We start from the raw sequence: 21,917 nt of genomic DNA, 5'->3' as shown, positions 1-21,917 counted from the left end.
ACAGGACAGTGAAACGACTTTGCGCCGATGATAGTGGACGGACGTCTGTGAAAGTAGGTCATCGTCAGGCTTTTATTCCGCAAAACCCCACAGGTATAACCTGTGGGGTTTTGTCTTTTGTGAGAGCCCATGAGGGCGCTTGTCGAGCCAGTCTCCAGGCGCCAGCGTCGGGCCAGCTCCAGAATTGGAGCGCTTGCCATGATGGGCAGGCGTTCAAACAGCTATGCCTGACAACCATAGCGAGGTGGTCCCACTCCTTCCCATCCCGAACAGGACAGTGAAACGCCTTTGCGCCGATGATAGTGGACGGACGTCCGTGAAAGTAGGTCATCGTCAGGCTTCAATCCCGGAACCCCACAGCTTGCGCTGTGGGGTTTTTCTTTGTCGCTCGTCAACCGCCAATCAAGCTGCAAGCCGCGCCAGCATTGAATGTGCCCAAATAACAACGGCCGTGGGCGGGGTGGCTTTGTGCGGTAAGATTGACCGAGTCAATTCGTTGGAGCGTTATCGTGAGTGATCCCCAGACCCCCGTGCCCGGTACGACTTTAGATCTGCGCACGCTGACCCACGTTGCCTATGGCCTGTACGCCCTGGGCTTTCTGACGAGTGGATTCCTGGGCATCGCCACGCTGGCGGCCGTCGTGCTGATGTACATCAAGCGCTCGGATGCCGCGGGCACCGTCTATGCCTCTCACTTCGACTGGCTGCTGCGCACTTTCTGGTGGGCCCTGCTGTGGCTGGCGATCAGCGCCATCGCTACGCTTATTTTCATCGGGTGGATCGGCCTGGCCGCCACCGTGGTCTGGGTGCTGTACCGCCTGATCAAGGGTTGGCTGGCCTTGCTGGAAGGCGCGGCGCCGACGACTTACGCCTGAGCGTCCACACCCCGAAAAAAAGGCCGGCATCCGCCGGCCTTTTTCAATTGGGGCGCCTTTCGAGGCGGATCTAGGACACGATCACATAAGCGGCGACCGCCAGCATGGCGCTGCCGAACACCAAGGCCTGAATCCTCAAGGCGCGCGCAGACGTGAAACGCCCCAGGACGACCTGGCCGCCGTAGATCCAGGGGAAATGGCAGAACAATCCCAGGATCACGAATGCGGCGCTCAACTGCGCGACCTGGCCTGCCAGGCCGGTTCCCGGCACGAGGAACTGGGCGAACATCACGATGATCATCGAATGGATCTTCGGATTCAACACCACGCAGACGAAGCCATCGAGCAATCCCAGGCGCTTGCCGCCGCGCTGCTGGCCCGCGGGCGCGGCCGAGGCGCGGAAGAAGCCCCACGCGAGGTACAGCAGATAGGCGGCGCCGGCCCATTTCAGAATGGCGTGGAGTTGGGGATACTCGTGGAGGGTGCCGCCCAGGCCCAGCCCGTAGAGGGCGCAAAGCGCGGCGTTGCCGGCTTCGAAGCCCACCCAGAACGGCACGGAGCCGCGCACGCCATAACGGCCGCCCGCCGTGGCCAGCAAGGTATTGCCGGGCCCCGGGCTGGCGATCATCGGCACCGCATATCCGAGGAATACCGCCCAAACGTCCCAAGCCATCATCGCCGCCGTCCTTTCGCGTGGTAGAGGCCGGCGGCGCCAGACGCCCGCCGGAAGGGCTCTAGTAGATAGCGCTATCCGGCGGCCGCAAAACGATCTATTCTCATACGCTTCACAAATACAGCTAATCAAGGACGATGCGACGCCTGCCGCCTCTTGGAGCGCTGCGCGCCTTCGAGGCCGCCGCCCGGCACCTGAGTTTCACGCGCGCGGCGGGCGAGCTTTGCGTGACGCAAGCCGCCATCAGCCATCAGGTGCGGCAGCTCGAGGACTGGTTGGGCGAGCCGCTGTTCACGCGCCGCGGCCACGCGCTGACGCTGACCCGCAAGGGCGCGTCCTACCTGGCGGAGCTGTCGCAGGCGTTCGACCAGATCGCGGCGGCGACCGGGCGCGTGCGCGAATCGCGCGACGGCCCATTGCGCATCACGGTATTGCCGTCGTTCGCGTCACGCTGGCTGTTGCCGCGCCTGCCGGCGTTTCGCGCCAGGCATCCCGAAGTGGATTTGCGCGTGACGAGTTCCCTGGATACGTGGAGCGGCGACGATGCGTTCGATGCCGGCATCCGTTCCGGGCTGGGCCGATGGCCGGGCCTGAAGGCGGATCTGCTGGCGCGCGAATCGCTGTCTCCCGTGTGCAGCCCCGCATTGGCGAAAGGCCCGCCGTTGCTGGCCGAGCCGGCCGACCTGGCCTCGGCGCCCTTGCTGCACGATCAACCGCGAGGGGCATGGGAACAATGGTGCCGCCATGCGAATGTCTCGCTGAATCTATCGCAAGGCCCGGCATTCAATGACTCCGCGCTGGTCCTGCAGGCCGCGATAGACGGGCAGGGGGTCGCGTTGGGACGGTTGACGCTTGCGAGCGACGATTTGCGCAAAGGGCGCTTGGTACGGCTCTTCGATCTGGCCTTGCCGAACGACTATAGCTATTGGATTGTCTACACGCGCGCGGCGGCTCAGCGTCCGGACTTGGCGGCTTTTCGCGGCTGGTTGCTCGAAGAAGCGCGCAAGGCTTGACGATCAGGCGATGCGGGGAGGGATGCGGCAGCGCAGGCGGCGAAGGTGCCGGGATGCGGAGGAGATGGCGCTATTGCAAGCGATGCGGGCTCGCCCGGCACTGAGCCAGGGCGTCGCGGCGAGCAGGAGGCAGGGACGTACGGGGTACGCCCTTTGCCTGCTTACTTCAGATGTGCGTTGACCAACTTGGTCAGTTCGAACATCGTGACCTGATCCTTGCCGAAGATCGGGCGCAGCTTGGCATCGGCGTTGATGTTGCGCTTGTTGCTGGCATCTTGCAGGTTGTGCTTCTTGATGTATTCCCAGATCTTCTTGGTGACCTCGGTACGCGGCACGGCTTCCGAGCCGATGACAGCCGCCAATTCGGCGCTCGGGGTCAGGGGCTTCATGAATGCAGCGTTCGGCTTGCGCGCGGTCGCGGGTTTGGAGGTTGTGGCCATAATGCGGCGCTCCTTCTCTGGCTGTTGGAAAAATTGTCCTGCGGCCGGAGCATAACGTGTCTCTCCCGTAAAGACAAAGGCATTTATCCTCTGTAGCAACTAAAATGCTCAGATTGTCCTTTCTATCTCGTCATTCTGTAACCTCCTATGTACGCACGATCTCCGTTGGAATCGATTCGGCTGTTTCACGACGAATTGACGGCGCTGCGGCGCGATTTGCATGCCCATCCCGAGCTGGGCTTCGAGGAGGTGCGGACGTCCGGGATCGTCGCCGGCGCCCTTGAAGCGCTGGGAATCGAGGTGCATCGAGGCATCGGCAAGACGGGCGTGGTCGGGGTCATCCGGGGCAAGCGCTTCGACAGCGGGCGCATGATCGGCCTGCGCGCCGACATGGATGCGCTGCCCATGACGGAGGACAACGATTTCGGCCACAAGTCCACCAAGCCTGGCCTCATGCACGGCTGCGGCCATGACGGCCACACGGCCATCCTGATCGGGGCGGCGAAGTACCTGGCGCAGACGCGCAATTTCGACGGCACCGCGGTGCTGATTTTTCAGCCCGCCGAAGAAGGGCGCGGCGGCGCGCGCGCCATGCTCGAAGACGGCCTGTTCGATACCTTCCCTTGCGACGCGATCTATGCGCTGCATAATTGGCCCGGCCTGAAGCCGGGCACGGTGGGCATCAATCCCGGGCCGATGATGGCCGCGGCCGACCGCTTCGAGATCCTGATCACGGGGCGGGGCGGCCACGGCGCGCATCCCTACCAGACCATCGATCCGGTCACCATCGCGGGGCAGATCATCACGGCCCTGCAGACGATCGTGTCGCGCAACGTGAATCCGCTGGATTCGGCGGTCGTGTCCATCGGATCCCTGCAGGCCGGGCATCCCGGCGCGATGAGCGTGATTCCGCGCGAAGCGAAGATGGTGGGCACCGTGCGCACGTTCCGCAAGTCCGTGCAGGAGATGGTGGAAACGCGCATGCGCGAACTGGTGTCGGCCATCGCCGGCGCATTCGGCGGCACGGCCGAAGTGGTCTACGAACGTATTTATCCCGCGACCTTGAACACGCCGCAGCACGCCAACCTGGTGGCCGACATCGCCACCGAGATGATAGGCAAGGAGAACGTGGTGCGCGACCTGGTGCCGTCGATGGGTTCCGAGGATTTCTCCTTCATGCTGCAGAGCAAGCCGGGCGCCTATTTCCGGCTGGGGCAGGGCGGGGCCGATTCCGGCTGCGTGCTGCACAACTCGCATTTCGATTTCAACGATGCCGTCATTCCCCTGGGCAGCGCGATGTTCTGCGCGCTGGCCGAACGGGGCATGCCGCTGGCAGATTAAGAAGCCTTTCCATGTCTACTCAAAACACGACTCAGCTCACCATCACCCGGCCGGACGACTGGCACCTGCACCTGCGCGACGGCGCGGCCCTGCAAGCCGTGGTGGCGGACACCGCTCGCCAGTTCGCGCGCGCGATCATCATGCCGAACCTGAGGCCGCCGGTCACGACCACCGAGCAGGCGCTGGCCTATCGCGGCCGCATTCTCGAGGCGCTGGCCAGGGCGGGCGGCAATCCCGCGACCTTCACGCCGCTGATGACGCTCTACCTGACGGACAACACGTCCTCGGAAGAGATCTTCCGCGCGCATGAATCGGGCCAGGTCTATGCGGTGAAGCTGTATCCCGCCGGCGCCACGACCAACTCGGACGCGGGCGTGACCGACCTGCTGGGCAAATGCGCGAAGGCGCTCGAGGCGCTGGAAAAATGCGGCATGCCCTTGCTGGTGCATGGCGAAGTGACGGATCCGTCGATCGACGTGTTCGACCGCGAAGCGATTTTCGTCGAGCGCGTGATGAAGCCCCTGCGCCGCGCCTTCCCCGCCCTGAAGGTCGTGTTCGAACACATCACGACGAAAGAAGGCGCGGAATATGTGCGGGATGCCGAAGGGCCGATCGCGGCGACGATCACGCCGCAGCACATGCTGTACAACCGCAACGCGATTTTCCAGGGCGGCGTGCGGCCGCATTGGTACTGCCTGCCGATCCTGAAGCGCGAAACCCACCGCCAGGCGCTGGTCGAGGCCGCCACCAGCGGCAGCCCGCGCTTTTTCCTCGGCACCGACAGCGCGCCGCATGCGCGCGGGCTCAAGGAACATGCCTGCGGCTGTGCCGGCTGCTACACGGCCCTGCACGCGATGGAACTGTACGCGACCGCGTTCGACGCGGCCGGAAAGCTGGACAAGCTGGAAGGCTTCGCCAGTTTCCACGGCCCGGACTTCTACGGCCTGCCGCGCAACACCGGCACGCTGACGCTGGTGCGCGAGACCTACCAGGTGCCCGACGACCTGCCGTTCGGCGACACGACGCTGGTGCCGCTGGCCGCCGGCGAAGCGCTGGCCTGGCGCGCTCGCGCCTAGGCGCTTGCACGGGCTGTCCCCGGACGGCCCGTTTCTCCTGCTTCTCTATATGTATATAGAGATGCGTCAAATCACAGCGTGCCCTCGCGGCGCGCTTCCAGCAGTTCCCAGCGGGCGAACCGTTCTTCCAGGTCGCTTTCCAGTTTGGCCAGTTCGCTGTTGATGCGCTCGACCTCGGACGGCGCATCGCGGTACAGGCTGCCATCCGCCAGTTTGCCGGCAAGTTCCGCCTGCTGCGCTTCCAGCGCGGCGATGGCGTCGGGCAGGCCTTCCAGTTCGCGCAGTTCCCAGGAGTTCATCTTGGACGACTTGGCGGGCTTGGGACGCGCGGCCTTGGCGCGCGCGGCGCTGTCGTCCGCGGCCCGGGCGGGGCTGTCGGCGTCTTCAGGGGCGGAGGCGGGCGCGGGCCGCTGGGCGACCCATTCGTCGTAGCCGCCGATATAGTCGCGCCAACGGCCATTGCCTTCGTAGGCGATGGTCTGGGTGACGACGTTGTTCAGGAAGGCGCGGTCATGGCTGACGAGCAGCACGGTGCCCGGGTATTCCTGCAGCAGTTCTTCCAGCAGCTCCAGCGTTTCGATGTCGAGGTCGTTGGTGGGTTCGTCCAGCACCAGCACGTTGGCGGGCCGGGCGAACAGCCGCGCCAGCAGCAGGCGGGCGCGTTCGCCGCCCGACAGGCTGCGCACGGGCGACCCGGCGCGCGCCGGCGAAAACAGGAAGTCGCCCAGATAGCTCATGACGTGCTTGCGGGTGCCGCCGATTTCGACCCATTCGCTGCCCGGGCTGATGATGTCGACCAGCGTGGCGTTTTCATCCAACTGCGCGCGCATCTGGTCGAAGTAGGCGACCGACACGTTGGTGCCCATCCGCGTTGCGCCGCTGTCGGGCTGCATTTCGCCCAGGATCAGCTTGAGCAGGGTGGTCTTGCCGGCGCCGTTGGGGCCGATGATGCCGATGCGGTCGCCGCGCAGGATGGTGGTGGAGTAATCGTCCACCACGATCTTGTCGCCGAACGTCTTGCCGACGTGTTCGAGTTCGGCGACGAGCTTGCCGGAACGCTGGCCTTCGGCCAGCGCCAGCGAAACGTTGCCCACGCGCTCGCGGCGCTCGGCGCGTTCGACGCGCAGCCGCTCCAGGCGGCGCACCCGGCCTTCGTTGCGGGTGCGGCGGGCCTCGACGCCCTTGCGTATCCAAACTTCCTCCTGCGCCAGCAGCTTGTCGAAGCGGGCCTGTTCCAGCCGTTCGGACTCCAGCCACTGGGCCTTGCGTTCCTGCCATTGCGAGAAGTTGCCGGGAAAGCTCAGCAGCCGCCCGCGGTCGAGTTCGACGATGCGCGTGGCGATGGCGTCCAGGAAGCGGCGGTCGTGGGTGATGATGACCGCGGCGCCTTTCCAGCCGCGCAGCATGTCTTCCAGCCAGGCGATGCCTTCGAAGTCGAGATGGTTGGTGGGTTCGTCCAGCAGCAGCAAGTCCGGTTCGTCGACCAGCGCCCGGGCCAGCGCGACGCGCTTGCGCGTTCCGCCGGACAGGCCGGCGATCTGCACGTCGGCGGGCAGGCCGAGTTTTTCGAGCACGGCGCGCACGCGCGATGGGCGCTGCCAGTCTTCGTGGTCGCCTTCCGCATTGCAGACCGCGTCGAAGACCGTGGCGTTCTCGTCAAGCTCGGGTTCCTGTTCGACGGTGGCCACGCGCAAGCCGGAGCTGCGGGCGATGTCGCCGTCGTCGGGCTGCGTCCTGCCGTCGAGCAGCCTGAGCAGGGAGGACTTGCCGGCGCCGTTGCGGCCGATGAGGCCGATGCGCTCGCCGGCCTGGATGGCGAAATCGGCGTGATCCAGCAGCGGGTGGTGGCCGTAGGCCAACTGGACATCGGTAAGGGTGATGAGGGTAGCGAGGGCCATGTAATGAGGCAGCGTCTGCGTCTGTGCGAATCAAGGCGTATTGTCGCAGGAACCCGCAAGGCCGTTTTTCGGAGGGCGGTTCGCGGCGCTCTTCGGGGACGGAGCCGCCACCTGTACTAGAATACGAACCGCAAGGCGGGTCGGGCGATCGCGGTGGATGCGAATCCATCGAGGAAGGTCCGGACTCCACAGGGCAGGATAACGGCTAACGGCCGTCCGGCCGCGTCTTCGGGCGCGGTTGAGGAACAGGGCCACAGAGACGAGTCTGCGGGGTGGGCGCGCATCGCGCGCACAGGTACGGCCATCTCCGTACCGCGCCGTCCGGCAACGGGCGGCGGCATCGCAGGGTGAAACGCGGCAACCTCTATCCGGAGCAACATCAAATAGGCATGCGTGCGGTCTTCGGGCCGCGAAGGGCGGCTCCGTCCAAGCATGCGGGTAGATGGCTACAGCGGCCCAGCAATGGTCCGCGCAGAGGAATGATCGTCCGCCAGGGAAACCTGGTGTACAGAATCCGGCCTATAGATCCGTCTTGCAACTTATTCCCAAAACGAGCGGCACCGGACGGGTTTCCGGAGCCGCGCGGACCGGTCCGGCATTTTTCCGCCGGCTTCCGGCGCCGGGTGCGGCGGGAAGCCTCGCCAATAGGAGCGAAGGACCGATCGTAAAACAATGCAAAGCCATTGTTAGCCGCTACTTCTGAAGAAGGACTTTTAGATAGTGCCGCAACCTCCTGATTTATTAGGAGGTTTTTGTTTTTGCGGTTTTACATATTGATCTAAGTCCTTGTTGTGATTGAAAAAATTGCAACCACGCGCTTGACCGCCCCTGTCCCATACCGTAGAGTGGGAAATAGTAGGAAATTGTGCAATTAAGTGGGGTAAAAGTGGTGTTTCAGGGAAGCAGCGCGCTCACGCTGGATGCCAAGGGACGGATCTCGATTCCGACCCGGCATCGTGACGCGCTCATGTCGCAGGCCGATGGCCGGCTGACCCTGACCCGCCACCCTGACGGCTGCTTGCTGGTGTACCCGCGGCCCGAGTGGGAAAAGAAGCGCGAACAGATCGCCGCTTTTCCCATGACGGCCCGCGCGTTGCAGCGGCTGTTGCTGGGCAACGCTCAGGACGTGGAACTGGACGGCTCCGGCCGGGTCCTGATCGCGCCTGAACTGCGCAACGCTTCCGGTATGACGCGCGACGTGATGCTGCTCGGTCTGGGCGCGCACTTCGAGCTGTGGGACGCCGCTACCCTGGCCAGCCGCGAGGCTGAAGACCTGGCCAAGGGTATGCCGGATGTGTTGAACCAGTTTTCGTTCTGAAAAAGTTATGGAATTCGAACATCGGCCCGTCTTGCTGGAGCCGACGGTGGACGCGCTATTGCTGGCCGGCTTCGGCGGCAAGGGCGCGGCACGGTCGCAAGAGCAAGCCGGGCCGGCTGCGGCTACGCGAGCGGAGAACGGTGTCTTCGTCGACGGCACCTTCGGGCGTGGCGGGCACAGCCGCGAACTCCTCGGCCGCCTGGGCCGGGACGCGCGGCTGGTCGTGTTCGACAAGGATCCGGAGGCGATCGCCGTAGCCAATGCCTTGGCGGCGGCGGACCCGAGGGTCACCGTGGTGCATGGCGGCTTTGCCACCATGGCCGAAGAATTGGAGCAGCTCGGCATCGGCAAGGTCGATGGCGTGATGCTGGATCTGGGCGTTTCCTCGCCTCAGATCGACGATGCCGAGCGCGGTTTCTCGTTCATGCGAGACGGCCCGCTCGACATGCGGATGGACACCACTCGTGGTCCCACGGTGGCGGATTGGCTGGCGCAAGCCAGTGTGGATGAGATGCGGGAGGTCATAGCGGATTATGGCGAAGAACGGTTTGCTTTTCAGGTTGCAAAGGCGATTGCTGCTCGCCGCGCAACAAGGCCGCTGCGCACCACGCTCGAGCTTGCCGAGTGCGTCGCCAGCGCCGTCCGCACGCGCGAAAAGGGGCAGCATCCGGCCACACGCACCTTTCAAGCTCTACGGATTTACATCAATCGGGAACTCGAAGAGCTCGCGCGCACCCTCGCGGCAGCTCTAGACCTGCTGGCTCCGGGGGGGAGATTGGCGGTGATCAGTTTTCATTCGCTTGAAGACCGCATGGTCAAGCAGTGCATCGCGGCGGCGGCTCGTCCGGCTGCCGCGCATGCGCGCCTGCCGCTGCGCGAAAGCGAAATGCCCCAACCCGTGCTGCGTTCCCTTGGGCGCGTGGTGGCCGAAGACGACGAAGTCTCGGCCAATGCCCGCGCCCGTTCCGCCATTTTGCGCGTTGCCGAACGCACGGAGACGCCGCTGCCCGCCGAGGGCGGCTTCGCGTTCGTGAAGATCGGTTCCCTGCCGGGCAGCGACCTGGCTCCGCCGCCCCGGCGCGGCGGCAAGGGAGGGCGCCGCTAATGGGTCGCGTCAACCTGATCGTTGCGGCTTTGCTGATGCTGTCGGCCATTTCCCTGGTCACCAGCCGGTATCAGTCGCGCCAGCTCTTCGTCGAGCTGGGCCGCGATCAGGCGCAGGCGCGCGACCTCGAAACCAATTGGCGGCGCCTGCAACTCGCTCGCGCCGAACTGGCCCGCAATGCGCGGGTGGACGCCATCGCGCGCGACGGCCTGAAGATGATCTCCATCGTTCCGGACCGCACGCTCTATATGAACCAGGCGCCAGTCCCGGCCGGCGGAGGCGCGCAATGAAACGCGTCCCCTTCTTCGACAACCCCGTGCTGCGCGGGCAATTGCCCACGTGGCGCGCGCGCCTGGTGCTGATCCTGCTGTTCGGCGGCTTCACCGTGCTGGCCGGGCGCGCCCTGTTCCTGCAGGGGCTGTCCACCGAATTCCTGCAGCAGCAGGGCGAACGGCGCTATGAGCGCACGCTGACCCTGGCCGCCACGCGCGGCAAGATCATGGACCGCAATGGCACCGTGCTGGCGTCCAGCGTGCCGGCGCGCGCCATCTGGGCCATCCCCGAAGACGCCAAGCAGGCCACCGCGGCCCAGTTGGACACCCTGGCGAAGCTGCTGGAAACGCCCGCGGCCGACTTGCGCCATCGCCTCGTCGATGAAGACAAGAATTTCGTCTACCTGAAGCGCCAGGTCTCCATGGACGTGGCCGACAAGATCAAGCAATTGGGCATGCCTGGCGTGCACCAGCAGCCCGAAACGCGCCGCTATTACCCGGACGGCGACGTGATGGCCCACGTGGTGGGTTTCAACAGCGTCGAGGACCAGGGGCAGGAAGGCGTCGAACTGACGTTCAACCAGCAGCTCTCCGGCCGTCCGGGCAGCCGCCGCGTCATCAAGGACCGGCTGGGCCGCGTGATCGAAGACGTGCAGGCCGTCACGCTGCCGGTGGACGGCCGCGACCTGCGCCTGTCCATCGATACCCGTTTGCAGTTCCTGGTGTTCAAGGCCCTGAAAGACGCCATGGACAAGCACCAGGCCAAGGGCGCGACCGCGGTGGTCGTGGACGTGCATACGGGCGAGATCCTGGCCCTGGCCAACGTCCCGACCTTCGATCCCAACAAGCGCGAAACCTTCCACGGCGCCAATCTGCGCAACCAGGCGATCACCGATACGTTCGAGCCGGGCTCGATCATGAAGCCGTTTACCGCCGCGCTGGCGCTGGACCTGGGCCGCATCAGCACCGCGACCCTGTTCGAGACCGGCAACGGCCGCTTCCAGTACCAGGGCAGCACGATCAGCGACGTGAGCCGCAACGGCACGCTGGACGTGGCCGGCGTGCTGCGCAAGTCCAGCAACATCGGCATGACGATGATCTCCGAGAAGCTGGAATCCCGTGAAATGTGGGACCGCTTCACCGAATTGGGCCTGGGCCAGGCGCCCCAGGTGGGATTCCCCGGCGCCGCGCCCGGCCGCTTGCGGCCGTGGGACCGCTGGCGCCTGATCGAGAAGGCCACGATGGCCTATGGCTACGGCCTGTCGGTGTCGCTGCTGCAGGTGGCGCGCGCCTATACCGTTTTCGCCCGCAATGGCGACATGGTGTCGCTGACCCTGGTCAAGCGCGACAGCGATCCCACCAGCGTCAAGATCTACACGCCCAGGACGGCCGGCCTGGTGCGCGGCATGCTCGAGGCCGCCGCCGGCCCCGAGGGCACCAAGGCCGCCCAGGTGCAGGGCTACCGCGTGGCCGGCAAGAGCGGCACCGCGCGCAAGATCGTCGACGGCAAGTACAGCATGCAGCGCTACCGTAGCTCATACGTGGGCTTCGCCCCGGTGTCGGACCCGAAGATCGTGGTGGCCGTGTCCATCGACGAACCGACGGTCGGCGGCTATTACGGCGGCGCGATCGCCGCGCCCGTGTTCTCCCAGATCGTGGGGGGGAGCCTGCGGCTGATGGGGGTGCGTCCGGACGCGCCCTTCGAATCCACTATTGTTGCTGGTCTCAAGGAGCCAGGCAGATGAGCGCCAAAGGCTTCCTCTCTTCTTCCCCTGTCGCCACGGTTGCCGAAATCGTGGCGTGGTTGCATGCGCGCGTGCCGTTGACCGCGCACCTCAAGCTGGACTCGCGCGAGATCGAGCCGGGCGACGTGTTCGTCGCCTGCCCGGGCCTGTCCAGCGACGGACGCCTCTATATAGAAAAGGCGTTGGCGCTGGGCGCCAGCGCGGTCCTGTTCGAAGCGCCCGCCAGCGTAGCCATCGAGGCCGCGGCGGCGCAGGCCCCCATGCTGTCGGTGGCCAGCCTGCGCGACCTGCTGGGCGACCTGGCCGACACCTGGTATGGCCGGCCGTCCGCCGCGCTGGCGGTGGTGGCCGTGACGGGCACCAACGGCAAGACCTCGTCGGTGCAATGGATCGCGCACGCGCTGAGCCGCAACGACAAGCCTTGCGGCACCATCGGCACCCTGGGCGCCGTGCTGCCCGACGGCCGCACGCTGGGCGGGGACTTGACGACGCCGGACGTGCTGACCGTGCACCGCACGCTGGCCGCGATGCGCGACGCGGGGGCGAAGGCCGTGGCCATGGAGGCCTCGTCCATCGGCATCGAGCAGGGCCGCATGGACGGCGTGCGCGTGGCGCTGGCGGCGTTCACCAACCTGACGCGCGACCATCTCGATTATCACGGCACCATGGAGCGGTACGAAGCAGCCAAGGCGCGCCTGTTCCGCTGGCCGGGCCTGACCGCCGCCGTGGTCAACGCGGACGACGAAGCCGGGCGCCGCCTGATCGCGAGCCTGCCCGCGGGCGTGGCGATGGGCTACAGCCTGAGCGATGCGCCCGAGATCCCCGCCGCCATGCGCGCGCGCGATCTCCAGGCCACGTCCCAGGGCCAGATCTTCACGCTGGTGTCGCCGCATGGCGAGGCCCAGATCGTGACGCGCCTGCTGGGCGCGCACAACGTCTCCAACCTGCTGCTCGTGGCGGGCGTGCTGTATCAGCTTGGCTTGCCCTTCGCGCAGATCGCGCGCGAACTGGCGGCGACCGATCCCGTCGACGGGCGCCTGCAGACCGTGGAACCGCTGGGCTCCAACGGCGCGCAGGCCGGCACGGGCCGCGGTCCGCTGGTGGTGGTGGACTACGCCCATACGCCCGACGCCCTGTCGCGGGCGTTGACCGCCTTGCGCGGCGTCGCGGCGGCGCGTTCCGGCCGCCTGGTCTGCCTGTTCGGCTGCGGCGGCGAGAGGGATCCGGGCAAGCGGCCCGAGATGGGCCGCATCGCCGCGGGCCTGGCCGACCGCGTGGTCGTGTCCAGCGACAATCCGCGCACCGAATCGCCCGACGCCATCGTCCAGCAGATTCTTGCCGGCATCCCCGCGTCCGCGCGCGCCGACGTGCAGGTGGACCGCGCGCGCGCCATCATGCAGACCATCTGGGCGGCGTCGCCCGAAGACGTGGTGCTGCTGGCCGGGAAGGGGCACGAAACCTACCAGGACATCGGGGGCGAGAAACTGCCCTTCGACGACCGCGAGTGGGCCCGCCTCGCCATGCTGCTGCCGCAGGCCAGGGGCGTGTCCACGGACACGCGGCGCATCGGCGCGGGCGAACTGTTCGTGGCGCTGGTGGGCGAGAATTTCGACGCGCACGATTATCTGGACCAGGCCGAGGCGCGCGGCGCCTGCGCGGCCGTGGTGGCGCACGCCGTGGCCGGCGCCCGGCTGCCGCAGTTGGTGCTGGGCGACACCCGCGTGGCGCTGATGCGCATCGGCGCGGCCTGGCGCGCGCAGTTCTCCCTGCCGGTGATCGCGGTGACCGGCAGCAACGGCAAGACCACGACCAAGGAAATGATCTCGGCCATGCTGGCCGACTGGCGCGGCGAAGCGGGCCGCCTGGCCACCGCGGGCAACCTCAACAACGACATCGGCGTGCCGCTGACGCTGCTGCGCCTGCGCCCCGAGCACCGCGCGGCGGTGTTCGAGCTGGGCATGAACCACCCCGGCGAAATCGCCCAACTGGCCGCGATGGCGGCGCCCTCGGTGGCGCTGGTGACCAACGCGCAGCGCGAGCATCAGGAATTCATGCACAGCGTGGAAGCGGTGGCGCACGAGAACGGCGCCGCGATCGCCGCGCTGCCCGAGGACGGCGTGGCCGTCTATCCGGGCGACGAACCGTATTCCACGGTCTGGGATGCCCTGGCCGAGCCGCGCCGCGTGTTGCGCTTCGGCTTGCAGCCGGGCCTGGACGTCTATGCGGAGCAGATCCTGGCCGACGTGGACGCCACGCGCTGCCGCGTGGTGACGCCGGTCGGCACCGCCGACCTGGCGCTGCCGGTGCCCGGCCTGCACAACCTGCGCAATGCGCTGGCGGCCATCGCCAGCGCCATCGCGGCGGGCGTGCCGCTGGACAGCGCGGTGCGCGCGCTGGCGGGCTTCAGCCCGGTCTCCGGCCGCATGCAGCACAAGAAAATGAGCGATGGAACTTTGCTCATCGACGACACCTACAACGCGAACCCCGATTCGGTTCGCGTGGCCATCGACGTGCTGGCGCGCATCGCCGGCACGCGCGTCCTCGTACTGGGCGACATGGGCGAGGTCGGGGACAACGGCCCCGCCATGCATGTCGAAGTGGGCAATTACGCGCGCGAGCAGGGGCTCGACGCGCTCATCACGCTAGGCGACGCCAGCCGGGCGGCATCGGCCGCATTCGGAGAGGCCGCGCACGCCTGCGCATCGGTAGACGAAGTGGTTGCCGCGTTGCGCGGCTTGCGCCCGTCCTGCGTATTGGTAAAGGGATCGCGCTTTATGCGCATGGAGCGGGTAGTGACGGCTTTTTCCACGAATGAAGGCACGGCGGCCAAGGGGCAGGGAGAGCACGATGCTGCTTGAAATCGCCCGTTTGCTTTCCGATGATGTGCGCGCGCTTGGGGTGTTCGAATACATCACCCTGCGCGCGGTCCTGGCGTGCGCGACGGCGCTGCTGATCGGCCTGGTGGCCGGCCCGCGCGTGATCCGCAAACTGACCGAAATGAAGATCGGCCAGGCCGTGCGCTCCTACGGCCCGGAATCCCACCTGGTCAAGACGGGCACCCCCACGATGGGCGGCGTGCTGATCCTGATCTCGATCGCCATCAGCACCTTGCTGTGGGCGGACTGGACCAACCGCTTCGTGTGGGTGGTGCTGCTGGTGACCTTCGGTTTCGGCTGGATCGGCTGGATGGACGATTACCGCAAAGTGGTCTATCGCGATCCGGAAGGCATGCCGGCGCGGCAGAAGTTCTTCTGGCAGGCCACGATCGGCATGGTGGCCGCGGTGTACCTGGCGTTCGCGGTGTCGGCGCCGGCCAATACCGAGCTGTGGCCCTTGTTCAAGGCGTGGGTGGGCAGCGGCTTCACGATGTCGCTGCCGACGCGCGCCGACCTCATCGTCCCGTTCTTCAAGACGGTGAGCTACCCCCTGGGCGTGCTGGGGTTCGTCGCGCTGACCTGGGCGGTCATCGTCGGCACCAGCAATGCCGTGAACCTGACCGACGGCCTGGACGGCCTGGCCATCATGCCCACCGTGATGGTGGGCAGCGCGCTGGGCATCTTCGCCTACGTGGTCGGCCGCGTGGACTATTCGAAGTACCTGCTGTTCCCCTACATCCCCGGCGCATCGGAATTGATGGTGCTGTGCGCCGCGATCGGCGGCGCCGGGCTGGCGTTTTTATGGTTCAACGCGTATCCGGCGCAGGTCTTCATGGGCGACGTCGGCGCGCTGGCGCTGGGCGGCGCGCTGGGCACCATCGCCGTCATCGTGCGCCAGGAAATCGTGCTGTTCATCATGGGCGGCGTGTTCGTGGTCGAGACGCTGTCCGTGATGATCCAGGTGACTTGGTTCAAGTACACCAAGCGACGTTATGGAACAGGTCGACGCATTTTCCGCATGGCCCCGCTGCATCATCACTTTGAAGTGGGCGGCTGGAAGGAAACCCAGGTGGTCGTGCGTTTCTGGATCATCAGCATGATGCTGGTGCTGATTGGCCTCTCTACCCTGAAGTTGCGATGAATACGATGGAAACCTCCCGTGCCGGCGCGCCGCTCGTCCTGATCCTCGGATTGGGCGAGACGGGCGCGGCCGCCGCAAGCTGGTGCGCCCGCCAGGGTGCCCGCCTGCGCGTGGCCGACACGCGCGCCGAACCGGGCGGGCTGGCCGCGCTGCGCGAGACGCTGGCGCAGAGCGAGGTGGAATACCGTCTGGGTTGCGACGAGTCCTTCGACACGGCGCTGCTCGATGGCGTGGACCAGGTGGTGCTGAGCCCCGGCCTGGCGCCGGCGCAGGCCCCCGCCGCGAATCTGCTGCGCGAGGCCGAAGCCCGCGGCATCGAGATCGTCGGCGAGATCGAACTGTTTGCGCGCGCCCTGGCTGAATTGGCCGAGACGCGCGAGTACCGGCCGCGCCTGCTGGCCGTGACCGGCACCAACGGCAAGACCACCGTCACCGCGCTGACGCGCCAGTTGATCGAGGCCAGCGGCCTGTCGGTCGTGGCGGCGGGCAATATCAGCCCCGCGGCGCTGGCCGCGCTGATGGCGGCGCTGGATGCCGATTCGCTGCCGCAAGTCTGGGTGCTGGAGCTGTCCAGCTTCCAACTGGAAACGACGCGCTCGCTCATGGCCGACGCGGCCGTCGTGCTGAACGTCACGCAGGACCATCTGGACTGGCATGGCGGCATGGAAGCCTATGCGCACGCCAAGGCGCGCCTGCTGAAGATGGCCCGCGTGGCCATCGTGAACCGCGAAGACTCGTACACGGTCGGCATGGTGCCCGCCCTGAACGCCATGAACGTGCGCAGCTTCGGCCGCGACGTGCCGGAACTGGTCGGCGACATGGGCCTGGAGCTGGGCCAGGGCGTGGCCTGGCTGGTGGCAAGCGAGCCGAACGACTTCGACGAGCCCGCGCCGCCTCCGCGCCGCAAGAAGGACGCGCCCGAGCCCGTGCGGGCCAAGGGCCGCATGAGCCGCCTGATGCCGGTGGATGCCCTGCGCATCCGCGGCATCCACAATGCCTTGAACGCGCTGGCCGCCCTGCAGCTTGCCCGCTGCCTGGACCTCGGCTGGGGCGCCATGCTGCGCGCGCTGCGCGAATACGCCGGCGAACCGCACCGCGCCGCGTTCGTGCGCACCATCGGCGGCGTGGACTACATCAACGACAGCAAGGGCACCAACGTCGGCGCCACCGTGGCCGCGCTGGAAGGCCTGGGCCAGCCGGTCGTGCTGATCGCCGGCGGGCAGGGCAAGGGCCAGGATTTCTCGCCGCTGATTCCCGTGGTGTCGCGCCATGCGCGCGCCGTGATGCTGATCGGCGTGGACGGACCCGAGATCGGGCGCGTGCTGGCTTCGACGGGCGTGAATTGCGTGGCGGTCGATACGCTGCGCGACGCCGTGCGCGGCGCCGCCGACCTGGCGCAGCCCGGCGACGCCGTGCTGCTGTCGCCGGCCTGCGCCAGCCTCGACATGTTCCGCAACTACCCGCATCGCGGGCAGGTGTTCGTGGAAGAGGTCGAAGACCTGGCCCGCGACCGGGGAGAGGTGGCATGAGCCTCATCGCCGATCTCACCGCCAGCGTCAACGCCGTACGGCCCGGCCGTACCCGCATGCGCAACTTCGATCTGCCGCTGGTCATCGCGGCGTCGACGTTGCTGCTGCTCGGCTTGCTGATGGTGTATTCGGCGTCGATCGCGCTGGCCGACGGCCCGCGCTACGCGTCCTATGGACGCTACTATTTCGTGATCCGCCATGGCTTGTTCATCAGCGCCGGCCTGGTCGGCGCGGCCGTGGTGCTGGCGATTCCCATCCGCGTCTGGCAGCGCATGGCGGTGCCGATGTTCGTGCTGGCCATCATCCTGCTGGTCGCCGTGCTGATCCCGGGCATCGGCCGCGAAGTGAACGGCGCGCACCGCTGGATCCCGCTGGGGCCGCTCAACTTCCAGCCTTCCGAACTGATGAAGCTGGCCGCGCTGCTCTACGCCGCCGACTACACCGTGCGCAAGCAGGAACACATGCAGGCCTTCGCCCGCGGCTTCCTGCCCATGGCGTTCGCGCTGGCCGGCGTGGGCATGCTGCTGTTGCTGGAGCCCGACCTGGGCGCCTTCATGGTGATCGTGGCGATCGCCATCGGCATCCTGTTCCTGGGCGGGATCAACGGCAAGTACTTCAGCAGCCTGCTGGCCGTGCTGGTCAGCACTTTCCTGATGCTGATCTGGCTGTCGCCCTGGCGCCGCGCGCGCCTGTTCGCGTACCTGGATCCCTGGAACGAAGACAACGCCTACGGCAGCGCCTACCAGCTATCGCATTCGCTGATCGCGCTGGGCCGCGGGGAATGGCTGGGCGTGGGCCTGGGCGCCAGCGTCGAGAAACTGCACTACCTGCCCGAGGCGCACACCGACTTCCTGATGGCCGTGGTGGGCGAGGAACTGGGCTTTGCCGGCGTGATGCTGGTCATCACCCTGTTCGCCATCATCGTGTACCGCGGCTTCGACATCGGCCGCCAGGCCATCGCCATGGAACGCACCTTCGCGGGCCTGGTGGCGCATGGCGTGGCCATGTGGTTCGGCGTGCAGGCCTTCATCAACATGGGCGTCTGCCTGGGCCTGCTGCCCACCAAGGGCCTGACCCTGCCGCTGATGAGCTATGGCGGCTCGGGCGTGGTGATGAACCTGTGCGCCCTGGCCATGCTTATCCGGGTCGACGTGGAAAACCGCATCATGATGCGCGGAGGACGGGTATGACCGCGTCTCGCACCATCCTGATCATGGCCGGCGGCACCGGCGGGCACATCATGCCCGGCCTGGCCGTGGCTGACGTGCTGCGCGGGCGCGGCTGGCGCGTGCTGTGGCTGGGCAATCCCGACAAGATGGAAGGCAGGCTGGTGCCGCCGCGCGGCATCGAACTGGTGCCGCTGCGCTTCCAGGGCGTGCGCGGCAAGGGCGTGTCCGCCCTGCTGAAGCTGCCGTTCCTGTTGCTGCGCGCCTTTGCGCAAGCCTGGTCGCGGCTGTCCGAGGTGCGCCCGGACGTGGTGCTGGGCATGGGCGGCTATGTGGCCTTCCCGGGCGGCGTGATCGCCGCGCTGCGCGGCACGCCGCTGGTCGTGCACGAACAGAACGCCGTGGCCGGCACCGCCAACAAATGCCTGGCCAGGATGTCGCGCCGCGTGCTCAGCGGATTCCCCGATGTATTGCCCAAGGGCGAGGCCATGGGCAACCCGGTGCGCGCCGAACTGTGCGCGCTGCCGGATCCGGCGCGGCGCTATGCGGCGCGTACGGGTCCGCTGCGCATGCTCGTCGTGGGCGGCAGCCTGGGGGCGCAAGCCCTGAACACGATAGTCCCGCAGGCGCTGGCGCGCATGCCGCAGGACAGCCGCCCGACGGTGATCCACCAGGCCGGCGAACAACATTTGCCCGCGCTGCAGCAGGCCTACGCCCAGGCGGGCGTCCAGGCCGACTGCCGCGCGTTCATCGACGACATGGCCGGTGCCATGGGCGATGCCGATCTGCTGATCTGCCGCGCGGGCGCCATGACGGTGTCGGAAGTGGCCGCGGCCGGCGTCGCGGCGCTGTTCATGCCGCTGCCGCATGCCATCGATGACCACCAGACCGCCAACGCGCGCTTTCTGAGCGACGCGCAGGCCGCTTGGCTGCAGCCGCAATCCGCGATGACGCCCGAGTGGCTGGCGGATTGGCTGGGCCAGCGTTCCCGACAAGAACTGCAAGCCGTCGCAGAACGGGCCCGCGCGCATGCGCGCCCCGAAGCGGCGGCCCATATCGCCGACGTCTGTGAACAAGCAGCGGGGCGTTCATCATGAAACACAGAATTCAACATATTCATTTCGTAGGCATCGGCGGCTCGGGCATGAGCGGCATTGCCGAGGTGCTGCTCAACCTGGGCTACGCGATCAGCGGCTCCGACCTGAACGAGTCGGCCGTGACGCGCCGCCTGGCCGGCCTGGGCGTGAAGATCGCCATCGGCCACGCGGCCAGCAACGTCACCGGCGCCGGCGCCATCGTGACGTCCACCGCGGTGGCCGGCGACAACCCCGAGGTGATCGCGGCCCGTTCGGCGCGCATCCCGGTCGTGCCGCGCGCCATCATGCTGGCCGAGCTGATGCGCCTGAAGCGCGGCATCGCCGTTGCCGGGACCCACGGCAAGACGACCACGACCAGCCTGGTGGCCAGCGTGCTCGCCGCCGGCGAACTGGATCCGACCTTTGTTATCGGCGGCCGCCTGAATTCGGCCGGCGCCAATGCGCGGCTGGGGCAGGGCGACTACATCGTGGTCGAGGCCGACGAATCCGACGCTTCTTTCCTGAACCTGCTGCCGGTGATGGCCATCGTGACCAACATCGACGCCGATCACATGGATACCTACGGGCACGACGTGGCGCGCCTGAAGAGCGCCTTCATCGAGTTCACGCAGCGCCTGCCGTTCTATGGCAGCGCCGTGCTCTGCTCGGACGACGCGAACGTGCGGGAGATCATGCCCTTCGTGTCGCGTCCGATCACGACCTACGGCCTGAACGAAGACGCGCAGGTGCGGGCCTATGAAGTGCAGCCGGCCGGCACGCGCATGCGCTTCAACGTGCAGCGCACCTATATGGACACGCTGCTGCCGCCGCTGGAAGTGGAACTGAACCTGCCGGGCCTGCACAACGTGCGCAACGCGCTGGCGGCGATCGCGGTGGCGACCGAACTGGGCGTGTCCGACGACGCGATCCGGGACGCGCTGGCCTCGTTCAAGGGCGTGGGCCGCCGTTTCACCCAGACGGGCGAGTTCCCGGTGCCGGCCAGCCACGGCGGCGGCACCTTCACGGTGATCGACGACTACGGCCACCATCCGGTGGAGATGGCGGCCACGCTGGCCGCCGCGCGCGGCGCCTGGCCCGACCGCCGCATCGTGCTGGCGTTCCAGCCGCACCGCTACACGCGGACGCGGGACTGCTTCGAGGATTTCGTGCGGGTGCTGGGCACGGCGGACGCCGTGCTGCTGACCGAGGTGTACGCCGCGGGCGAGCCGCCCCTGGTGGCGGCCGACGGCCGGGCCCTGTCGCGCGCGCTGCGCGTGGCCGGCAAGGTCGAGCCGGTGTTCGTCGAAGACGTGGCGGAGCTGCCGCAGACCGTGGTGGACTTCGTGCGTGACGGCGACGTCGTGATTGTCATGGGGGCGGGTTCGATCAGCAAGGTCCCCGCCCAGGTAGGAGAGCTGGCATGAGCACGCAATTCGGCAAAGTGGGTGTGTTGTACGGCGGGCGTTCCGCCGAGCGCGAGGTGTCCCTGATGTCGGGCGCGGGCGTGCACCAGGCGCTGCTCAGCGCCGGCGTGGACGCGCACCTGTTCGACACCGGCGAGCGCAGCCTGTCCGAACTGGCGGCGCAGGGCTTCGACCGCGTGTTCATCGCCCTGCACGGCCGCTATGGCGAGGACGGCACGATCCAGGGCGCCCTGGAGCTGCTGGGCATCCCCTACACCGGCAGCGGCCCGCTGGCCTCGGCGCTTGCCATGGACAAGACCATGACCAAGCGCGTGTGGCTGCAGCACGGCCTGCCCACGCCCGCATTCGAAGTGCTGGACGCGGACACCGAACTGCGCCTGGTGCCGGACCGCCTGAACCTGCCGCTGATCATCAAGCCGCCGCACGAGGGCTCGACCGTGGGCATCACCAAGGTGGTGGGCTATTCCGACATGAAGGAAGGCTACGCCGCGGCCGCGCGCTTCGACAGCGAGGTGCTGGCCGAGCAGTTCATCACCGGCCGCGAGCTGACCGTGGCGGTGCTGGGCGGCGGCAAGACCGCGCGCGCGCTGCCCGTGATCGAGATCGCCGCGCCCGGCGGCAACTACGACTACGAGCACAAGTACTTCTCCGACGATACCCAGTACTTCTGCCCGGCCACCCTGCCGCCCGAAGTGGCGGAGGAAGTCGCCGAGATCGCCGTCAAGGCGTACCGGGCGCTGGACTGCGAAGGCTGGGGCCGCGCCGACTTCATCCTCGACCGGGACAACCGGCCGTGGCTGCTTGAAATGAATACCTCGCCTGGCATGACCAGCCATTCACTCGTGCCCATGGCCGCCAAGGCGGTGGGGATCAGCTATGCCGATCTGTGCGTGGCGATTTTGTCCGAGGCTGCGTGCAAGGTGCGCAGCCCCGCCCGCAACGCTTGACC

Annotated in this window: 18 protein-coding genes, 1 rRNA gene and 1 other RNA gene; 17 read left to right on the top strand and 3 right to left on the bottom strand. The window is 67.2% G+C overall.

Annotation, left to right across the window (positions count from 1 at the left end):
* Positions 1 to 226 precede the first annotated feature (226 nt).
* Positions 227 to 339 (top strand): 5S ribosomal RNA (rrf, locus tag AVE30378_RS03000).
* A gap of 170 nt (positions 340 to 509) precedes the next feature.
* On the top strand, positions 510 to 875 hold the full coding sequence (locus tag AVE30378_RS02995) for a DUF4870 family protein (RefSeq protein ID WP_062685147.1): 366 nt from the start codon (positions 510 to 512) through the stop codon (positions 873 to 875).
* A 70-nt stretch (positions 876 to 945) separates the two neighbouring features.
* Here the strand turns inward: AVE30378_RS02995 and AVE30378_RS02990 are convergent, their stop codons facing one another.
* A complete protein-coding gene (locus AVE30378_RS02990) occupies positions 946 to 1,503 on the bottom strand; it encodes a LysE family translocator (protein ID WP_244234948.1) in 558 nt (185 codons plus the stop codon).
* A gap of 182 nt (positions 1,504 to 1,685) precedes the next feature.
* Here AVE30378_RS02990 and AVE30378_RS02985 point away from each other — a divergent pair, with 182 nt between their 5' ends.
* Complete coding sequence (locus AVE30378_RS02985; protein ID WP_129239280.1) at positions 1,686 to 2,561, top strand: transcriptional regulator GcvA; 876 nt, start codon at positions 1,686 to 1,688, stop codon at positions 2,559 to 2,561.
* 161 nt (positions 2,562 to 2,722) lie between these two features.
* On the opposite strand, the gene AVE30378_RS02980 is transcribed toward AVE30378_RS02985, so the two are convergent.
* The gene (locus AVE30378_RS02980) at positions 2,723 to 3,001 is read right to left on the bottom strand and encodes an SWIB/MDM2 domain-containing protein (RefSeq protein WP_006217453.1); all 279 of its coding nucleotides are present in this window, start codon (positions 2,999 to 3,001) and stop codon (positions 2,723 to 2,725) included.
* Positions 3,002 to 3,148: 147 nt separating this feature from the next.
* Between AVE30378_RS02980 and AVE30378_RS02975 the strand changes: the two genes are divergently transcribed.
* Complete coding sequence (locus tag AVE30378_RS02975; protein ID WP_129239279.1) at positions 3,149 to 4,342, top strand: M20 aminoacylase family protein; 1,194 nt, start codon at positions 3,149 to 3,151, stop codon at positions 4,340 to 4,342.
* A gap of 11 nt (positions 4,343 to 4,353) precedes the next feature.
* A complete protein-coding gene (gene pyrC / locus AVE30378_RS02970) occupies positions 4,354 to 5,418 on the top strand; it encodes a dihydroorotase (protein ID WP_129239278.1) in 1,065 nt (354 codons plus the stop codon).
* A 71-nt stretch (positions 5,419 to 5,489) separates the two neighbouring features.
* Here the strand turns inward: pyrC and AVE30378_RS02965 are convergent, their stop codons facing one another.
* Positions 5,490 to 7,316, bottom strand: coding sequence for an ATP-binding cassette domain-containing protein (locus tag AVE30378_RS02965; RefSeq protein ID WP_129239277.1), 1,827 nt, complete (start codon positions 7,314 to 7,316; stop codon positions 5,490 to 5,492).
* A gap of 132 nt (positions 7,317 to 7,448) precedes the next feature.
* Here AVE30378_RS02965 and rnpB point away from each other — a divergent pair.
* From rnpB to AVE30378_RS02905, 12 genes are all read left to right on the top strand, one after another.
* An RNA gene (gene rnpB / locus AVE30378_RS02960) (RNase P RNA component class A) lies at positions 7,449 to 7,854 on the top strand.
* Positions 7,855 to 8,205: 351 nt separating this feature from the next.
* The gene (gene mraZ, locus AVE30378_RS02955) at positions 8,206 to 8,634 is read left to right on the top strand and encodes a division/cell wall cluster transcriptional repressor MraZ (protein WP_006226256.1); all 429 of its coding nucleotides are present in this window, start codon (positions 8,206 to 8,208) and stop codon (positions 8,632 to 8,634) included.
* 7 nt (positions 8,635 to 8,641) lie between these two features.
* A complete protein-coding gene (gene rsmH / locus AVE30378_RS02950; RefSeq protein ID WP_129239276.1) occupies positions 8,642 to 9,739 on the top strand; it encodes a 16S rRNA (cytosine(1402)-N(4))-methyltransferase RsmH in 1,098 nt (365 codons plus the stop codon).
* Positions 9,739 to 10,029, top strand: a complete 291-nt coding sequence (gene ftsL, locus AVE30378_RS02945; protein ID WP_129239275.1) for a cell division protein FtsL — start codon at positions 9,739 to 9,741, stop codon at positions 10,027 to 10,029. The genes rsmH and ftsL overlap by 1 nt, the downstream gene beginning before the upstream one ends.
* Positions 10,026 to 11,756 (top strand): peptidoglycan D,D-transpeptidase FtsI family protein, encoded by a 1,731-nt coding sequence (locus AVE30378_RS02940; protein ID WP_129239274.1) that lies wholly within the window; start codon positions 10,026 to 10,028, stop codon positions 11,754 to 11,756. The genes ftsL and AVE30378_RS02940 overlap by 4 nt, the downstream gene beginning before the upstream one ends.
* The gene (gene murF / locus AVE30378_RS02935; protein WP_129239273.1) at positions 11,753 to 14,614 is read left to right on the top strand and encodes a bifunctional UDP-N-acetylmuramoyl-L-alanyl-D-glutamate--2,6-diaminopimelate ligase MurE/UDP-N-acetylmuramoyl-tripeptide--D-alanyl-D-alanine ligase MurF; all 2,862 of its coding nucleotides are present in this window, start codon (positions 11,753 to 11,755) and stop codon (positions 14,612 to 14,614) included. The genes AVE30378_RS02940 and murF overlap by 4 nt, the downstream gene beginning before the upstream one ends.
* Positions 14,604 to 15,773, top strand: a complete 1,170-nt coding sequence (mraY, locus tag AVE30378_RS02930) for a phospho-N-acetylmuramoyl-pentapeptide-transferase (RefSeq protein ID WP_129239272.1) — start codon at positions 14,604 to 14,606, stop codon at positions 15,771 to 15,773. The genes murF and mraY overlap by 11 nt, the downstream gene beginning before the upstream one ends.
* Positions 15,770 to 17,302, top strand: a complete 1,533-nt coding sequence (gene murD / locus AVE30378_RS02925) for a UDP-N-acetylmuramoyl-L-alanine--D-glutamate ligase (RefSeq protein ID WP_129239271.1) — start codon at positions 15,770 to 15,772, stop codon at positions 17,300 to 17,302. The genes mraY and murD overlap by 4 nt, the downstream gene beginning before the upstream one ends.
* Positions 17,299 to 18,492: a putative lipid II flippase FtsW gene (ftsW, locus tag AVE30378_RS02920; RefSeq protein ID WP_129239270.1), complete on the top strand. Its 1,194-nt coding sequence runs from the start codon at positions 17,299 to 17,301 to the stop codon at positions 18,490 to 18,492. The genes murD and ftsW overlap by 4 nt, the downstream gene beginning before the upstream one ends.
* A complete protein-coding gene (gene murG, locus AVE30378_RS02915) occupies positions 18,489 to 19,565 on the top strand; it encodes an undecaprenyldiphospho-muramoylpentapeptide beta-N-acetylglucosaminyltransferase (RefSeq protein WP_129239269.1) in 1,077 nt (358 codons plus the stop codon). The genes ftsW and murG overlap by 4 nt, the downstream gene beginning before the upstream one ends.
* The gene (gene murC / locus AVE30378_RS02910) at positions 19,562 to 20,968 is read left to right on the top strand and encodes a UDP-N-acetylmuramate--L-alanine ligase (RefSeq protein ID WP_129239268.1); all 1,407 of its coding nucleotides are present in this window, start codon (positions 19,562 to 19,564) and stop codon (positions 20,966 to 20,968) included. The genes murG and murC overlap by 4 nt, the downstream gene beginning before the upstream one ends.
* The gene (locus AVE30378_RS02905) at positions 20,965 to 21,915 is read left to right on the top strand and encodes a D-alanine--D-alanine ligase (protein WP_129239267.1); all 951 of its coding nucleotides are present in this window, start codon (positions 20,965 to 20,967) and stop codon (positions 21,913 to 21,915) included. The genes murC and AVE30378_RS02905 overlap by 4 nt, the downstream gene beginning before the upstream one ends.
* The last annotated feature ends 2 nt before the right edge of the window (positions 21,916 to 21,917 follow it).

It is taken from the genome of Achromobacter veterisilvae (assembly GCF_900496975.1).
Classification (GTDB): domain Bacteria; phylum Pseudomonadota; class Gammaproteobacteria; order Burkholderiales; family Burkholderiaceae_B; genus Achromobacter; species Achromobacter veterisilvae.
The sequence above is the reverse complement of the archived record's forward strand: the minus strand, read 5'-3'. Positions and strand labels throughout refer to the sequence as shown.

Excerpts from the sequence above, each read along its gene's own strand:
- AVE30378_RS02965 (WP_129239277.1), bottom strand. The coding sequence starts at position 7,316 with ATGGCCCTCGCTACCCTCATCACCCTTACCGATGTCCAGTTGGCCTAC.
- AVE30378_RS02905 (WP_129239267.1), top strand. The coding sequence starts at position 20,965 with ATGAGCACGCAATTCGGCAAAGTGGGTGTGTTGTACGGCGGGCGTTCC.
- ftsL (WP_129239275.1), top strand. The coding sequence starts at position 9,739 with ATGGGTCGCGTCAACCTGATCGTTGCGGCTTTGCTGATGCTGTCGGCC.
- murG (WP_129239269.1), top strand. The coding sequence starts at position 18,489 with ATGACCGCGTCTCGCACCATCCTGATCATGGCCGGCGGCACCGGCGGG.
- AVE30378_RS02975 (WP_129239279.1), top strand. The coding sequence starts at position 3,149 with ATGTACGCACGATCTCCGTTGGAATCGATTCGGCTGTTTCACGACGAA.
- murC (WP_129239268.1), top strand. The coding sequence starts at position 19,562 with ATGAAACACAGAATTCAACATATTCATTTCGTAGGCATCGGCGGCTCG.
- AVE30378_RS02980 (WP_006217453.1), bottom strand. The coding sequence starts at position 3,001 with ATGGCCACAACCTCCAAACCCGCGACCGCGCGCAAGCCGAACGCTGCA.
- rsmH (WP_129239276.1), top strand. The coding sequence starts at position 8,642 with ATGGAATTCGAACATCGGCCCGTCTTGCTGGAGCCGACGGTGGACGCG.
- AVE30378_RS02990 (WP_244234948.1), bottom strand. The coding sequence starts at position 1,503 with ATGATCGCCAGCCCGGGGCCCGGCAATACCTTGCTGGCCACGGCGGGC.
- pyrC (WP_129239278.1), top strand. The coding sequence starts at position 4,354 with ATGTCTACTCAAAACACGACTCAGCTCACCATCACCCGGCCGGACGAC.
- murF (WP_129239273.1), top strand. The coding sequence starts at position 11,753 with ATGAGCGCCAAAGGCTTCCTCTCTTCTTCCCCTGTCGCCACGGTTGCC.
- ftsW (WP_129239270.1), top strand. The coding sequence starts at position 17,299 with ATGAGCCTCATCGCCGATCTCACCGCCAGCGTCAACGCCGTACGGCCC.
- mraY (WP_129239272.1), top strand. The coding sequence starts at position 14,604 with ATGCTGCTTGAAATCGCCCGTTTGCTTTCCGATGATGTGCGCGCGCTT.
- AVE30378_RS02985 (WP_129239280.1), top strand. The coding sequence starts at position 1,686 with ATGCGACGCCTGCCGCCTCTTGGAGCGCTGCGCGCCTTCGAGGCCGCC.
- AVE30378_RS02940 (WP_129239274.1), top strand. The coding sequence starts at position 10,026 with ATGAAACGCGTCCCCTTCTTCGACAACCCCGTGCTGCGCGGGCAATTG.
- murD (WP_129239271.1), top strand. The coding sequence starts at position 15,770 with ATGAATACGATGGAAACCTCCCGTGCCGGCGCGCCGCTCGTCCTGATC.